A 14442-nucleotide genomic window follows, 5' to 3' on the forward strand; every position below is an offset into this window, starting at 1 on the left:
TCAGCTATTCTCAGGGATTTCGAAGGGCGGGGCGATCTCGAAGAACCGGCCGCGCATCAGCAGCGACGGCGCCAGGCCGACCATCTGATAAAAGGTCCGCGTAAGGTGGGCCGCGTCCGAGAAGTCCGCCTCGTGGGCGGCGGTGGAGATGGTCTGTCCGCGGCCAATGACCAGCATGGCGCGGGTCAACTTGCGCCACAGCATGTAGCGCCTGAACGGCAAACCCACCTGCTGCTTGAACAGGTGCGCGAAGCGGCTGGGCGAGAGAAACGCCATGGCCGCGGCCTCCTCGATCGAGATCCGCAGCTCGTCTGAGCCGCGGATGGATGCCAGCACCCGGGTGACCCGCTCATCCAGCCGGCGGCTCGGCGGCACACCCGGACAAAGCGCCTGCACGCAGTGCCTGATCAGCTCGGGAATGCCCAGGCTCTCGAACGGCTGGTCGAGATGCCGCTTGAGTTCCCGGACGCAGACCACGCGACGCGCCTCGGGCACCGGCGTAATGTCGTCTCGCAACGAACTACTGAGCCACGCGCCCTCGGCTGACTCCGGATCGACAAAGATCATTGCGCCGAGCGCTCCGCACGGCTTGTACGAGTGAACGGCGTCGGCCCGGACGATGAACCCGCTCCCGCGGCGCCACTCGCCGCGCTCGCCCTGGAGCTCCACCTCGCCGTCAATGGCGATGCCGACCTGGATGGCATGGTGGGCGTGCGGCGGAACCACGCCCTCGCCGCGGCCGACCAGGAGGTAGCCGCCATCCCACAGGTACCAGTGCGGCGTCTCCGCCCACCGGGTCTCGCGATCAGTCCCGCCGGCAGCAGGTTTATTCAAGAACTTCGGTCTCCTGGTTCAATCGGTCAACGGGTCGTGGTCGCTATCTTCAGGACCGTTGCCGGCGATACCCGCCAGCCACGCACAACTGGAGCCTCTGATGACGACCCTACAGCTTAGTTCGGACAACCCGCAGCTGACGCACCTGATGAAGACCCTGCGGCGTGACGACCGGTCTCGCGCACGGCGAATCACCTCAGTCGTGGTGATTATGGCCGCCCTGGTCAGTCTCACGGCGTGCGGATCGGCCATGAGGCTGCTCCACGGGACGGGGGCCAAGCGTCCCGCCGCGACCGAGTTCGGCCTTGGACCGCGCGCCTCGGCCAACCGCCTCTACATCGCCACACTCGAGACCGAGACCCAGCTGCGCACGCGCCGGCTGCAGACCGTTCGCGTCGGCATCGTGGACGCCGACGGCCGGGCCGTGGACGGCGCCACCCTGGCCATTGACGGCGGCATGCCCGAGCACGGCCATGGCCTGCCGACGCGGCCGCGCATGACCCGCGTCCTCGGCGAGGGCGCCTACGAGGTCGAGGGCGTGCGCTTCAACATGGGCGGCTGGTGGGAGTTCAAGGTCACCATCACCTCCGAGCGCGGCGCTGACACCGTCACGTTCAACTTGAGCCTGTGATGGGGAACGCTGCCAATCGCTTCATCGTGCTGAGCGCGCTCATGCTGCTCGGCGTCACGGTGGCCGCCACCTCGTCGGGTGCTGACGGGTGGGCCCCGGCGCAGCTCGACGAGCTGCGCTCCCTCTCGCTCGGCGCGCTCGAGCCGGTCCCGGCCGATCCGACCAACCGGGTCGCGGACGACCCGCGCGCGGCCCGGCTCGGCGAGCGCCTGTTCTTCGACACGCGCCTCAGCGCCGACGGCAAGGTGGCGTGTGGCACCTGCCATCAACCACATCGCGACTTCCAGGATGGTATTGCCCTGGCGCGAGGCGTTGGCGTGACCGACCGGCGGACGATGCCGATCGCCGCGACCTCGCGTGCGCCGTTCCTGTTCTGGGATGGACGCAAGGACAGCCTGTGGGCGCAAGCCCTTGGGCCACTCGAGAGCCCGGTCGAACACGGCGGCACGCGCGCCCAGTACGCGCGCGTGGTCGCCGAGCACTACCGCGCTGAGTACGAAGACCTGTTCGGCCCGCTGCCAGACTTTGCTTCAGGGCCAGACGCCGTCACCGGGGTGTTCGTCAACATCGGCAAGGCCATCGCGGCGTATGAACGGCGAATCGAGTTCGGGCCCTCGCGGTTCGATCGCTATGTCGAAGCGATCGGGAATCGCCTGCCGGCGGACGGCATCCTGACGGACGACGAGGTCGCCGGACTCAAGCTGTTCATGGGCAAGGGAAACTGCACCCAGTGCCATAACGGACCGCTGCTGACGAACAACGAGTTCCACAACACCGGCGTCCCCCGGCGCGCCGGCGTGCCGGCGGACGCCGGCCGCTTCGCCGGCGCCACCGCGGTGCTGAACGACGAGTTCAACTGCCGCAGCCGCTGGAGCGATGCGAAGGAGAGCTGTGTGGAACTCGACGTCCTGATCACCAACGATCATGGTCAGCAGCGCGCGTACAAGGTACCGTCGCTGCGCAACGTCGCCGGGCGTGCGCCCTACATGAACGCGGGCCAGTTCGCGACGCTCGAGCAGGTGCTCGACCACTACAATCGCGCGCCGGCGGCACCGGCGGGGCACTCCGAGCTTCAGCCACTGCGCCTGAAGGCCCGGGAACTCAAGCAACTGGAGGCGTTTCTTCACGCACTGACCGGGCCGACCATCGTGAATGGCGTCACCCTGGCAGGCCCGGCGCGATGACGCGGTCGGTGGACATCGTCATCGTCGGCGGGAACGCGGCGGCCATGGCCGCGACGCTCGATGCGATCCGCCGAGGCCTGCGGGTGCTGGTGGTGATTCGACTAGAACGGCTGGGGCTCGCGCGGCGGCTTCGCCAGGCGATCCGCCGCGCGGGAATGGTGGCCCCGCGCCAGCTCACGGTTCTCACCGGCGCCGAGGTGGTGTGTGTGGACGGCGTGCACTCCATCGAGGCGGTGGTGGTCCGTCATGTGCGGACGGGCCGTTTGATGGCCTTCAACGCGTCGGCGGTCGCAGGTGCTCCTGGGCGCGCTTGATCCTGCGCACCTGGTTCGGCGTCAGCCAGTACCCGGGCCGCCCCAGCCGTTCGTAGTAGGCCGCTTCCCACTGCCGGTCGGTATGCCTGGCGCGATCGTACGGCGGGGAGTCCTTGACCGCCTCGCGCGTCAGGTCCACCGCAACATGGCGCTCGGGCCAGTTGATGTCCGAGATCCATTCGGGCGCCATCAGCACGTGCCGGCCAAACCACCAGTTGCTGGTATCGACGACGAGATAGCGAACTGCCCAGCTCACGTCCTCGAGCAGCAGGTCATCGACATGGCCGAGCTCGCCGTCAGTGGCGCGGATCGCATACCCAAACACTTCGGCGGCGCTGCGCAGGTGCGGGTCATCGGGCGTCCCGGCGTTGTTCGGGGTTGCGTCCGGGAGGGTGACCGGCGCCCACACCTCCGGACTGACCCAGTAGTGGGGGTAGCCGTAGTAGTTCAGGTGGTCCACCTCATGCTGGCGCGACACCGGCTTGTGGGTGTCAACATGGGGACTGTGCTGGACCTGGTCGCGTGAGATCGCCAGCACCAGCCGCTGCGCGTCCCACTCGGTCTGCACGACCGAGTTCGGCGAGATCAGCACGCGGCGACCAGGCAGCCAGCTGCCGGTATCAACGACGAGGTAGCGGACGACCCATCGGTCATCGTCGAAGAGAACGTCGGCGACCGAGCCGATGGGGCCGTCGGTGGCGGCGATCTCGAGCTTCTGCAGATTCCTGACACTGCGAACCATGGCTACTCCTTTTGGGAATTTCTCATCCTGATCCGGATCAGCGGTCACACCACATACGGCCCCGGTGGCTGTGTGTCGGGACGCGGATCCTCGATCGGCACAGGCTCCGGCTCAGTCGGGGGCGTCGCCGGTACCTCGTCGGTGTCCGGTGTTCGCTCGCCCGGATCGGGCGTGGGCAGGTCATTCGGTTGATCGGGGACTTGCGCGAGCAACCCGGTCGGTTGTGGATTCGGCATGATGATGCCGATGCAAGAGCCGTGCTGGCTTTGCGTCCGCCTGAGCTATTGCCGCTGGATTGATTCCACGTAGCGGGCGAGGGCCTCGATGTTCGCCGTGGTCATGACGGCGGGCCATCCCGCCTTGCGAAAGGCGCTGTCCCACGCCGGCATGCCGCCCTCGTGGCGGCCGCGCGCGATCCACTCGTAGAGCCGGCCGACGTCGAGGTTGCCGCCGTGGCGCGACGCCACCGTCGTGAGATCGGGTAGAGGGCTGGGCGGGGCCGAGCCGGGCGCTGACACGCCGCGACCATCTGGACCGTGGCAGCCGGCGCAGTACGTGGCGAACAACGGCGCCCCGGCGCGCGCCCGCGCTGCGACCGAGATTCCCGCGTCCACGCCGTATGGCTCGCGCTGGATCGTCTCGAGGTACGCCAACAGTGCGTCCAGTTCGGTCACGCGGCCACCAACCGTCGGGCCGTCGAGCGAACCCCGCCAGTGCGGCATCTCGTCGTTCCCCTGTGTCGGCTTCAGGCGAAGGGAGCCGGTGATGACGGCACGAACACTGTCGCGACGGAAGGGGCGGGTTCGATCCGACAGCCCGGAAGGTCCGTTGGCCGCTGCCGCAGTGTGGTCGCCGCCGGCCCGTAGCCCGTGGCGGCCGCGCCGTGGCACGAGGCGCAGGTCCGCAGGTAAACCTCGCGGCCCGCCTCGACCACCTCGCCTTGATCAGCGCCGGCCGGTGAGACCGCACCGGCCAACGGTGCGGGCAGGAGGAGGAGGCCAACCCCAAGCAGGCAGCGCCACATGACGTATCCCATTTTAGTCCGCGACTGACTCTACCTCATGCGTGGTGACCGCTGGCCGTCTGCGGGTCGAGGAAGCGCCGCGCATACAATTGAGGTTGCCTCGTCCAATTGACGAGATAGCGCCACAACATGCAGCCAGCACGTCCGTATCGGCCCAAGGTATCGCGCGAGACCCGATTACTGCTGACGGCAGCCGCGGTCGCGATCGCCGTGCTGTGGTTGCTGGCGCGGGTCAGGTTCCAGGGCCTGCCCGACGCGCCAAATCCGATCCCGGCGGTGTTCAGTCAATTGGCGAGCCCGCCGCGCTACGACGATCTCGCCGGGCAGCTCGCGCAGATCCAGTCGCGGGTGCAGCCGTCGCTGCTCGTCCTCGACGCGCCGGTCCCGGCGCCGCGAAGCGTCGCGATCAAGCTCCGAGACGACTTCGTCGTGTCGCACCTGGCGCCGGCCGCCCCAGCGGGGCCGCGCAAGGACGCGACCGTGATGGCGCACGATTCCGCGTCGGGCCTGGCCATCGCCAGCTCGATGGCCGCGGCGAGCATGTCGCTGCCGTTGCCGTGGACGCCGCGACGTCTTCCGCAGCCGCGCTATTTCTTTGCCACTCGCACGAACGCCGCCGGCGTCTCGCTGTACCCGGTGTTCGTCGGGTCCCTAACCACGATCGAGACGCCGCTCTGGGCGGAGCCGTTGTGGACGGCGCCGACGGGCACTCCACTCGTGCCGGGCTCGTGGTTGTTTACCACCGACGCGGAACTGGCAGGCCTGGTCGTGGCCCTCGACGGCGAGGCGATGATCGTGCCGATCGCGCTGGTACTCGCCGAGGCGGAGCGGTTGCTCTCGGCGCCGCCTGGCGCCGGCGGGATTGTCGGTGTCGAGGTGCAGGCGCTGACGCCACCGATTGCCGCGTTGACCAAGGCAAGCGGCGGCGTCGTGGTGACGGCGGTTGACGCCGCCGGCCCGGGCGAAGGCCAACTGCGCGTCGGCGACGTGATCGAGTCGGTCGGCGGCGTCCCGTTGCCGACCCTTCGGCATTGGCGCGTGCGGGTGGCCCGCCTGTCGGCGGGCGAGACGCTCGGTCTTCGCGTCCGGCGTGGTGGCGAACTGCAGGAGGTCGCGCTGGTCGCAGCGGCGCCCTCGCCAACGCCGGTGAGTCCTCTCCTCGGCCTCGCGCTTCGGGCGTCGCCCAGGGGCGGCGCGGAAGTGGTGCGAGTCGATCGCGGGTCGGTGGCCGACCGCGCCGGGCTGGCGGTGGGCGACGTGATCACCCTGATCGCCAACGTCCAGGCCCCATCGCCCGCCGCGGTGGTGCGCGCCTTCAACCTCACCACCGAAGGCCAGCGCGTGCTGATTGCCGTGACGCGCGGCGACGCGCATTTCGTGGCGGCCCTCGCGCGATGAGCTACCGATCCGGCGGCGATTCGTTCGACTTGCTCGGCCTCCGCGACTATCCCGAGGACGACCAGCCGGACCTGCACGAAGAGCCCGGCAGCCCGCCGCCGCAAGGCTGGCGCCAGATCCTGGGGTGGTCGGGCAAGTCCGCGCCGGTCGCGGTCCTGCTGCTGCTCGGCATCGGGCTTGGTCCCCGCGGGATCAGCATGCTGTCGCCGTCCATGCCGCTGCTCGATCCGGTGGTGCCGGTCGCGCTTGCGGCGCTCGGCGTCCTGGTTGGCCTCGGCCTGGGCGACCATCGCCCCGGCGAACGCCGGCTGCTGGCCGCGGCAGGGCTGCATTCGCTGGTCACCATGCTGCTCGTGTCGGGCGGGATCGCCGCGCTCTCGCTGCTGGCGTGGCCGCTCGAGCCGCGCGCGTTCTGGACCATCGTGGTGGTGGCGGGCATTTGCGCGGCGACGTCGTTGACGCTGCCCTCGGGCGATCCGCTGGAGCCGCGCCCGCCGGCCGCCCGCATCCAGGAATTCGGCGTGCTGCTCCCGATCGCGATCGGCGGGGTGGCCCTCGCCTGGATCCGCGTGGGCACCACTCCCGAAACCCTCTTGCTGGTTACGCTGTCGTCGGGCGTCACCGTGATGCTGGCCGCCGCTGCGTGGCTGCTGCTGAGCAAGGCATCGACCGAGACCGAGGAGCGCGTGTTCGCGGTGTCGGCGCTGCTGCTGGTGGGCGGCGTCGCTGACGCGTTGTCGTTGTCGGCGCTGTTTGGCGGCCTCGTCGCCGGCGTGTTCTGGCGCATGGCCGGCCGGCAACCGCGCGAGACCATTCGCCGCGATGTACTGTTTGTGCAGCATCCGCTGCTGGTGCTGGTGCTGCTGCTTGCCGGCGCGCGCGCCGAGCTGTCGCCGGGCGCCTGGGTCCTTGGCGCCGGCTACCTGCTGATCCGGGTCATCGCACAACTGGCCGGCAGCGCGCTGGCCCGGCGGGTCGCCGGCGCCAACGCGCCCGCCGATCTCGGTGTGCAACTGCTGCCGCCGGGCGTGTTCGGCGTGGCCTTCGCGTTGAACGCGGTCAGCGTGATTGGCGCCGATGCCTCGGTGGCGCTGGCGGCGGTGGTCGTGGGCACCATCGGCTCGGAACTGGTGGCTGTGGCCATGCGCACGCGGGGGCGCGCGTGAAGCCGCTCTTGGCGCTGGCGCTGGCGATCGCGGCGATGGTCGCGGTGCGCGAACTGGGCGGCGAGCGCACGTCTGTGGCCGCGGCGACCCCGCTGGCCCTTGGCTTTGCCCTGATGGGCGCGCTCATCACCGGCGAGGCGTTGCGCCGGTTCCAGCTGCCCCGGCTGACCGGCTACCTGCTGTTCGGCGTGATCGTCGGGCCCTACGTCAGCAACCTGATCACGGCGCCGATGGCCGCGCAACTGCAGGTGTTCACGGGCATCGCCACGACGTTGATCGCGCTCATTGCCGGCCTGACGTTGAGCGTCGAGCGGCTCGGCTCGCGCATTGGCGCGATCGTGCGAATGACGCTGACGACGCTGGCCGTGGCCATGGCCGGCCTGGCGGTGGTCGGCTGGCTGGTGTGGCGGTGGCTGCCGGTCGCGCCCTATGCCTCGGGCGTCGAGCTGCTGGCCATGCTCGCCCTGATGACCGTGATCGTGGTGTCGTTCTCGCCGACGATGACGGCCGCGGTCGTGGCCGATTCGGGCGCGCGCGGCCGCCTCAGCGACACGGTGCTGGCCATGGTCGTGCTCGCCGACCTGGTGCTGCTGGTCGTGTTCGCCGTCTCCATGCAGGTGGCGCGCGTCGTCTTTGACGGCGGCGGCTGGCAAGGGGCCGAGATGCTGGCGCGGCTCGCCTGGGAGATTGGCGGTGCGGTCGCATTCGGTGTCCTGGTCGGCGTCATGTTTGCGCTGTACCTGCGCTACATCGGCCGCGAGATCACGCTGGTGCTGCTGGCGGTCTGCGCCCTGCTCAGCCAGGTGGGCACGACCCAGCAACTGCAGCCGCTGCTGGCGGCGGTGGCCGCCGGCATCGTGATCGAGAACCTGGCGGTGGCGCAGGGCGACACGTTGCGCGCGGCAGTGCGCCGCGGCGCGCCGCCGGTGCTGGTGGTGTTCTTTGTCGCGGTCGGCGCCTCGCTGCGCCTCGACGCGCTCTCGGCGATCGGCCTGGCGGCGGTCGCGCTGTCGGTGGTGCGAATCGGCTTTATCCGCATCGGCGCCAACGTCGGCGCGAAGGTCTCGGGTTTGCCAGACCCCATCCGCAAGTACGCCTGGACCGGGTTGGTGTCGCAGGCGGGCATCACGCTGGGCTTCGCGGCGGTGATTGCCGCCGAGTTCCCGGGCTGGGGCCATCAACTGCAGTTGCTGCTGGTCGGTTCGATCGCCATCCACGAGCTGATCGGGCCGCTGCTGTTCCGGCGCGGCCTGACCAAGGCCGGCGAACTCGACGCCCACTCGCCGCGGCCCCTGGTGGTGGTCTCGAATCGCGAGCCGTACATCCACAACCAGGCGGCCGACGGCAGCGTGACGGTCAGCGCCGCGACCGGCGGCGTGGCGGTGGCCCTTGACGCGTTGATGCGCGAGCGCGGCGGCGTGTGGATTGCCCATGGCGGGGGCTCGGCCGATCGGCAGGTCGTGGACGCGTCCGACAAGGTCGCGGTCCCGCCGGAGAATCCCTCGTACACGCTGCGCCGCTTGTGGCTCGAGGAGCCGACGTTCTCGCAGTATTACGGCGGGTTCGCGAACGAAGGCCTGTGGCCGCTCTGCCACGTCGTGGACGTGCGGCCGAAGTTCCGCAGCGAGGACTGGGAGGCCTACCAGGACATCAACACGCGGTTTGCCAAGGCGATCGATTCGGAACTCGGGGCCACGGAATCGCCGGTGTTCATCCAGGACTATCACCTGGCACTGGTCGCGCCGGCGTTGCGGCAGTTGCGGCCCGAGACCCGGACGGCGCTGTTCTGGCACATCCCGTGGCCGTATCCGGATCGGCTGCGGATTTGCCCCTGGCGGCGCGAGCTGGTGGCGGGGCTGCTGGCCAACGATCTGCTGGCGTTCCAGGTCGAGCGCGACCGCCGCAATTTCCTGCTGGCTGCCGAGGAAGAGCTCGACGCCGAAGTGGAGCTCGAATCGTCGCGCGTGCGGCTGAACGGGCGCACCACGACGGTGGTGTCGGTGCCGATCGGCGTGGACTACGACCGCATCCAGGGCTTCGCGGCCGACGCTGCGCTGGCGAAAGAGCAGGAGCGACTGATCGAACTACTCGGCTTGCGCGCCGAGATCATCGGCCTTGGCGTGGACCGGCTCGACTACACGAAGGGCATTCCCGAGCGGTTGAGCGCGATCGACGCGTTGATGGCCCAGCGGCCCGACTTGCGCGGCCGCGTCACGTTCGTGCAGATCGGCGTGCCGTCACGCTCGGATCTCGACAGCTACGCGGCGATCGAAACCGAGATCGGCGAGCGGATCGCCGAGCTCAATGCCCGGTATGCCATGCCCGGCCGCCCGCCGGTGGTGACGTACTACACCACGCCGCTCGGCGCCTTCAGCCTGGTGGCGCTCTACCGCCTCGCGCACTTCTGCATCGTCAGCTCGCTGCACGACGGCATGAACCTGGTCGCGAAGGAATTCGTCGCGGCGCGAGACGACGAGCAGGGCGTGCTGGTATTGAGCGCGCTGGCGGGCGCGGCGCAGGAACTCGAAGACGCGGTGATCATCAATCCGTACGACGTCACCGCGTTCGCCGCCGCGCTGCAACAGGCCATCGAGATGGCGCCCGACGAACAGGCGCGCCGCATGCACACCATGCGCAAGATCGTCGCCGGCCGCAACGTCTTCAACTGGGCCTCCGACATTCTCGAAGGCCTGGAAAGCATCTGGACCAAGCCGCTGCTGTACTCAGTGCGCGGGTGGGAAGACACGTCGGTGTAGCGGACAGATTGCGCACGATTCGCTCGCGGCGGGTGCCAACGGATGACCCAACGCGTCGACGTCGATCACGGTGCCCCGCGCTGTTCCCGGATGACCACCGCAGCCGACGTCTTCAAGGTCACGCGCTGTCGGCCATGGATTCTGGCCAGTATCTCGGCGCGCGTTGGCCGAACCGCCAGACGTTCGAGTTTCCGAATCTGGACCCTTCGCGACATGCGAATAGCGTGTGCGCCTGCGACTCACATGTCAATCGACACATCGGTTTAGCGAGTGTGGTCCGACATGAAGTGCTGATGTCGGAGAATGCGTCCTTGACAGAAGGACACAGTGCTCGAGGAGATGGTCGCTGAGGCCGTCAGACGCGGACTGACGGCACCGGTGAGCGGTGGGCGTGACCTACTCCTCGCGCACCAGCACGACCGGATCGGTGCGAATCGCCTGGCGCGCCGGCCGCCATCCAGCGGCGACAGCTGTCAGCACGAGGATTGTGACGACCAGTGCCAGGCTGACGGGATCGGTCGCCGCCATGCCGTACTGTAGCGACGATAAGGCACGCCCAAGGGCTACCGAGCCGATGCCTCCGATCGAGATGCCGGCAAATGTAATCAGCAAGCCCTCGCGCAGCACCACCTGTCCGAGCTGCCGCGGGGATGCGCCGATGGCCGCCCGAATCCCAAACTCCCGCCGCCGCCGTCCGACGGCATAGCTCAAGACGCTGAACAGGCCGCCCGCAGCGGCGATGACGGCGATCGCGGCGAAGGCGAAAGCGAGCACCGCCGCCGCGCGCGGCCGGGTCAGGTGTTCGGCGAAAGCGCTGTCGAGCGTGCGCACGTCGTTGACCCGAATGGCCGGGTGGGACGTGCTGAGCCGTTGGCGCACGACCGCACTGTCAGGGCACGACAGATCACAGCCGATGCTCATCATGGCGTAGCCGCCGATGTTCCCGAACGGCAAATAGAACTCCGGGCGATCGAGCCGGGCCTCGAGCGTCGGCAACGTCTGTTCCCGCGCGACGCCAATCACCTCGTACACCGTTGGGGGCGGCGCAGTGGGGGAGTTCACATTCCGGGCGTACGTAAAGGTGCGGCCCACAGGGTTGCCTGCGCCCCAGAGCGCGCGGGCGAATCGCTCGCCGGCGATGACCTGGTTCGCCTGGTCAGACGGCTGGAAGCCGCGACCCATGATGATGGGGATCCCGTAGATCGGGAAGAAATCGGCCGTGACGTTGTAGGTGTTCACCGTCATGGTCACGCCGGGTGAGCCGCCCTGGTCCGCCAGCCACTCCCGCGTCGCGAAGCCTCCGCCCGATGGCGGCAATCCGAAGGACCACGCCACCTGGCGCACGCCAGGCAAGTCGCGCATCCGCTGATCGAGTGACGCGGCGATGGCGGCGCGCGAGGCTGTTTCTGGAAACGCGCTGGGGGGCAGCGTCATCGTCGCGGTGACGACGCGGCTGCTGTCCACCCCCCGCTCGACGCCGGACAGGTTTGCGAATGACCGGACCAGCAGCGTTGCGGCGGTGAGCAGGGTGCAGGCGAGCGCGATTTCGCTGACCAGCAATGCCCGGGTGATGCCACGCGACGCGCGGCTGTCGGTGCCGCTGCGCCCGACGCCGCGCAGCGAGTCGCCACTGTCAACGCGGGTGCCAATCCAGGCAGGGATCAGGCCCGACGCCAACGTCGCGCTGATTCCCGCGACCGATGCAGCAAGCAGCGCGCGCCGATCGAGGTCGAGTGGATTGAGCGTCTGCAGGACGAACGATTCCGGGAGGTAGGTGCGAGCGAGCGCCACCGCGGCCCATGCGATGCCCGCACCAACGATCGCTCCCGATGTTCCGAGCACCGCCGACTCGACCAGGGCGTGGCGAATCAACGTCGCCCGCGAGGCGCCGAGCGCCGCCCGGATGCTGAACTCCCGTCCGGCATCGGTCAGGCGCGACAGTAGCAGGCTGCAGACGTTCGCGCACAGCACGAGGAAGACCAGGGCGACCGCACCGGCCAACAGCGGCACGGCTCGCCGCGAATAGTCATCGAGCCGAAGTCCGGCCATCGGCGACACCCGCGGGACGAGCTTGGCCGTGGTGGCGTCGGCGTCGTGAGCCGCGGCGGTGGCCAGGCGGATGGCCTCGTCGCGCGGAAGTGCCGGCGCGAAGCGGACATAGGCCGTCGGTCGATCCGCTTCCCGGCCGGCCGGCGGTGCGTCATAGTCGATCGGGCGCCAGATCACCGTCTCGGAATTGGGGAAGCGGAAGTCAGACGGCAGGACGCCGACGACCAAGAGAGATTCGTTGTCGATGGTGACGCGCTGGTTGATGATGCCGGGGTCGGCCCCATAAAGCGAACGCCAGAGGTCCTCCGACAGCATGACGCGATCGTCGCTGCCGGCGCGACCGTCACTGGGTTCGAACAACCGGCCCCGGATTGGTCGCACGTTGCCCAAGAGGCCGAACAGACCGGTCGTGACGCGCGCGCTGCCGCGTGTCGCCACCGTGCCGCCGGTCTCGACCACAGCGGTGTCGGCATTAGCCCCCTCGGCGCCGGCAAAGGCGGGGCTGTCGCGCCACGCACGCAGAACGGCGGGCGCCACCGTTGTACGCCCGCCGTTTTCATTGCCCATGTAGACGAAGGCGAGCTCCTGCGGCGCGTGAAACGGCACCGGCCTCAGCAACAGGGCATCGACGATGGTGAACATCGCCGTGGTTATGCCGATGCCGAGCGCGAGCATCCCCACCGCCGCCAAGGCGAAGCCGGGCCGCGCCAGCAGGCTGCGAAGCCTCATCCGTGGAAGATACCGCATTTGCCGGGCCGACGAAGCGCGCGGCCCGTGACATGCTGGAGCCATGAGCACCTTCGAAGAGACGCATGAGTTTGATGCCCTGGCGCAGGACTACAACGCCCTGCCGTTCACCGCCAAGGTGGCCAGGCTCGGCTACCAGCGGGTCGGGTTCACCAATGATGATGATGGGCAGTCGTACACGCTGCACCTGGCCGATGGCCGGGTGGCCAAGGTGGTGAAAGGGCTGGACTCGCCGGACTTCACGGCCTCGGGGTCGATGTCCCGCATCCAGCAGATCGCGCTGTCGAAGAACTACAGCGAGCTGCTGTCGGCGGTCAAAGTCCCCATGGCCGTCAAAATGAAGGCCTTCACGTTGCTGATGTGAAGGCCCTCATCGTACACCGCACTACTTCACGGAATACTTGGTGAATGCGCCGCCGGCCTGGCGGATCGAGTTGGGCCCTTCCGCGGCGTAGATGTTGCCGTCGGCGTCCACCGCGACGCCCTCACCGGCCGTGCCCTGATAGACCCGGTCTTCGCGCTCGAAGGGGCCGACGAAAGCGGTAATACGATCCTCGTCCAGCGGCCCAATGCGCACGCCGTTACGCCAGCCCGGGTGGTTCATCGGGCTCGACTCCGAGTCGATCGCGTACACGGTGTTGTTCCTGATGAACAGGCCGCTGATGCGCCCGTAGGCGTAGCGCGACTCGAGATACTTGCCGTCGGCGTCGAAGATCTCGAGGCGGTGGTTGCCGCGATCGGCCACCCACAGTCGGCCCTTTGCGTCGAACACCATCGCGTGCGGCGTGCGGAACTCGCCGTGGCGCACCCCCAGCCCTCCCCACGACTTGATGAACTTGCCGTCGGGCGAGAACTTGCTGATGCGGGCGGTGGCGCCGCGTTTCAGGCCCTCGGCGAGCGCCGCGGGTGTGGTCATCCCCTGGCCGTCGTGGCCGTCCGACACGTAGATGCTGCCATCGGGGCCGATCACCACGTCGTTCGGCTGGTTGAACTGGCCGTCGGCGTTGCCGGGCTTGCCGGCAATGCCCAGGCTCATCAGTTTCTCGCCCTTGGGGGTGAACTTGTGGACCTGGTGGCCCTTGGTCCCTTCCTTGTTGCCGGCGAAGTCGGCGACCCACACGTTGCCGTCCCGGTCGAGGCCAATGCCGTGCGGCGTCACCATCACGCCCTTGCCGATGTTGGCGAGCACCTTGCCGGTGTGGCGATCGAACTTGAAGACCGGGTCCACCGGGTTGTTGTCGCAGTCCACCGGGCCGCCGCCGGCCGTGCCCGCGCCACAGCGCTCGTAGGCCCACACGTGGCCGTCTTTCGGGTCGATGTCGATGCCGGCCGACGTTCCCCACACCCGGCCAGCCGGCAGCTCGCCCCAGTTTTGCGTGACCTTCGGCGTCGGATTGGGCAGCCCTTCACCAGTGATGAAGTTGGCCACCTTGGCCTGGGCCTGCGCCGTGGTGCCGGTGTCCGCCGTCGCCAGAAAGAGGGCGGCGCCGGCGGCGAGGACAAACCCGAGAACTCGTGACAGTGTTGCCTTGTCTACTGACATCTGCAGCTCCTTTGTTCGGAACCGGTAGTAGAGCCGACACCGGCGGTCCGCCGC

General features: G+C 68.8%; 13 protein-coding genes. 7 read left to right on the forward strand and 6 right to left on the reverse strand.

From position 1 onward, the window contains the following. Positions 1-834 carry an AraC family transcriptional regulator gene (locus tag Q8T13_20655; GenBank protein MDP3720181.1) on the reverse strand — a complete coding sequence of 278 codons (834 nt, stop codon included), beginning with the start codon at positions 832-834 and terminating at the stop codon, positions 1-3. A 100-nt stretch (positions 835-934) separates the two neighbouring features. On the opposite strand from Q8T13_20655, the gene Q8T13_20660 reads away from it, so the two are divergent. The 3 genes from Q8T13_20660 to Q8T13_20670 are packed head-to-tail and all read left to right on the forward strand — an operon-like array spanning position 935 to position 2963. Then, positions 935-1465 (forward strand): FixH family protein, encoded by a 531-nt coding sequence (locus tag Q8T13_20660; protein ID MDP3720182.1) that lies wholly within the window; start codon positions 935-937, stop codon positions 1463-1465. Continuing rightward, complete coding sequence (locus Q8T13_20665; protein MDP3720183.1) at positions 1465-2649, forward strand: cytochrome c peroxidase; 1185 nt, start codon at positions 1465-1467, stop codon at positions 2647-2649. The genes Q8T13_20660 and Q8T13_20665 overlap by 1 nt, the downstream gene beginning before the upstream one ends. 8 nt (positions 2650-2657) lie before the next feature. Continuing rightward, entirely contained in the window at positions 2658-2963 is a 306-nt protein-coding gene (locus Q8T13_20670) for a hypothetical protein (GenBank protein MDP3720184.1), read from the forward strand. Here Q8T13_20670 and Q8T13_20675 read toward each other — a convergent pair. From Q8T13_20675 to Q8T13_20685, 3 genes are read right to left on the reverse strand one after another with little or no spacing between them, the layout of a single operon-like run. Next, entirely contained in the window at positions 2923-3705 is a 783-nt protein-coding gene (locus Q8T13_20675; GenBank protein MDP3720185.1) for a PRC-barrel domain-containing protein, read from the reverse strand. The genes Q8T13_20670 and Q8T13_20675 overlap by 41 nt on opposite strands. Positions 3706-3749: 44 nt before the next feature. Further along, a complete protein-coding gene (locus Q8T13_20680; GenBank protein MDP3720186.1) occupies positions 3750-3941 on the reverse strand; it encodes a hypothetical protein in 192 nt (63 codons plus the stop codon). A gap of 45 nt (positions 3942-3986) precedes the next feature. Then, the gene (locus tag Q8T13_20685; protein ID MDP3720187.1) at positions 3987-4595 is read right to left on the reverse strand and encodes a cytochrome c; all 609 of its coding nucleotides are present in this window, start codon (positions 4593-4595) and stop codon (positions 3987-3989) included. Positions 4596-4858: 263 nt separating this feature from the next. On the opposite strand from Q8T13_20685, the gene Q8T13_20690 reads away from it, so the two are divergent. Genes Q8T13_20690 through Q8T13_20700 form a run of 3 tightly spaced genes read left to right on the forward strand, consistent with a single transcriptional unit; the run spans position 4859 to position 10049 of the window. After that, the gene (locus Q8T13_20690) at positions 4859-6127 is read left to right on the forward strand and encodes a PDZ domain-containing protein (protein ID MDP3720188.1); all 1269 of its coding nucleotides are present in this window, start codon (positions 4859-4861) and stop codon (positions 6125-6127) included. Continuing rightward, positions 6124-7293 (forward strand): hypothetical protein, encoded by a 1170-nt coding sequence (locus Q8T13_20695; GenBank protein MDP3720189.1) that lies wholly within the window; start codon positions 6124-6126, stop codon positions 7291-7293. The genes Q8T13_20690 and Q8T13_20695 overlap by 4 nt, the downstream gene beginning before the upstream one ends. After that, positions 7290-10049, forward strand: a complete 2760-nt coding sequence (locus tag Q8T13_20700; protein ID MDP3720190.1) for a trehalose-6-phosphate synthase — start codon at positions 7290-7292, stop codon at positions 10047-10049. The genes Q8T13_20695 and Q8T13_20700 overlap by 4 nt, the downstream gene beginning before the upstream one ends. 396 nt (positions 10050-10445) lie before the next feature. Here the strand turns inward: Q8T13_20700 and Q8T13_20705 are convergent, their stop codons facing one another. Next, complete coding sequence (locus Q8T13_20705; GenBank protein ID MDP3720191.1) at positions 10446-12827, reverse strand: ABC transporter permease; 2382 nt, start codon at positions 12825-12827, stop codon at positions 10446-10448. A gap of 61 nt (positions 12828-12888) precedes the next feature. Between Q8T13_20705 and Q8T13_20710 the strand changes: the two genes are divergently transcribed. After that, positions 12889-13209 carry a hypothetical protein gene (locus Q8T13_20710; protein ID MDP3720192.1) on the forward strand — a complete coding sequence of 107 codons (321 nt, stop codon included), beginning with the start codon at positions 12889-12891 and terminating at the stop codon, positions 13207-13209. A gap of 21 nt (positions 13210-13230) precedes the next feature. Here the strand turns inward: Q8T13_20710 and Q8T13_20715 are convergent, their stop codons facing one another. Then, complete coding sequence (locus Q8T13_20715; protein MDP3720193.1) at positions 13231-14388, reverse strand: hypothetical protein; 1158 nt, start codon at positions 14386-14388, stop codon at positions 13231-13233. Between the last annotated feature and the right edge of the window lie 54 nt (positions 14389-14442).

It is taken from the genome of Acidobacteriota bacterium (genome assembly GCA_030697165.1).
Classification (GTDB): Bacteria; Acidobacteriota; Vicinamibacteria; order Vicinamibacterales; family UBA2999; genus 12-FULL-67-14b.

Excerpts from the sequence above, each read along its gene's own strand:
- Q8T13_20675 (MDP3720185.1), bottom strand. The coding sequence starts at position 3,705 with ATGGTTCGCAGTGTCAGGAATCTGCAGAAGCTCGAGATCGCCGCCACC.
- Q8T13_20680 (MDP3720186.1), bottom strand. The coding sequence starts at position 3,941 with ATGCCGAATCCACAACCGACCGGGTTGCTCGCGCAAGTCCCCGATCAA.
- Q8T13_20705 (MDP3720191.1), bottom strand. The coding sequence starts at position 12,827 with ATGAGGCTTCGCAGCCTGCTGGCGCGGCCCGGCTTCGCCTTGGCGGCG.
- Q8T13_20660 (MDP3720182.1), top strand. The coding sequence starts at position 935 with ATGACGACCCTACAGCTTAGTTCGGACAACCCGCAGCTGACGCACCTG.
- Q8T13_20665 (MDP3720183.1), top strand. The coding sequence starts at position 1,465 with ATGGGGAACGCTGCCAATCGCTTCATCGTGCTGAGCGCGCTCATGCTG.
- Q8T13_20690 (MDP3720188.1), top strand. The coding sequence starts at position 4,859 with ATGCAGCCAGCACGTCCGTATCGGCCCAAGGTATCGCGCGAGACCCGA.
- Q8T13_20715 (MDP3720193.1), bottom strand. The coding sequence starts at position 14,388 with ATGTCAGTAGACAAGGCAACACTGTCACGAGTTCTCGGGTTTGTCCTC.
- Q8T13_20710 (MDP3720192.1), top strand. The coding sequence starts at position 12,889 with ATGAGCACCTTCGAAGAGACGCATGAGTTTGATGCCCTGGCGCAGGAC.
- Q8T13_20695 (MDP3720189.1), top strand. The coding sequence starts at position 6,124 with ATGAGCTACCGATCCGGCGGCGATTCGTTCGACTTGCTCGGCCTCCGC.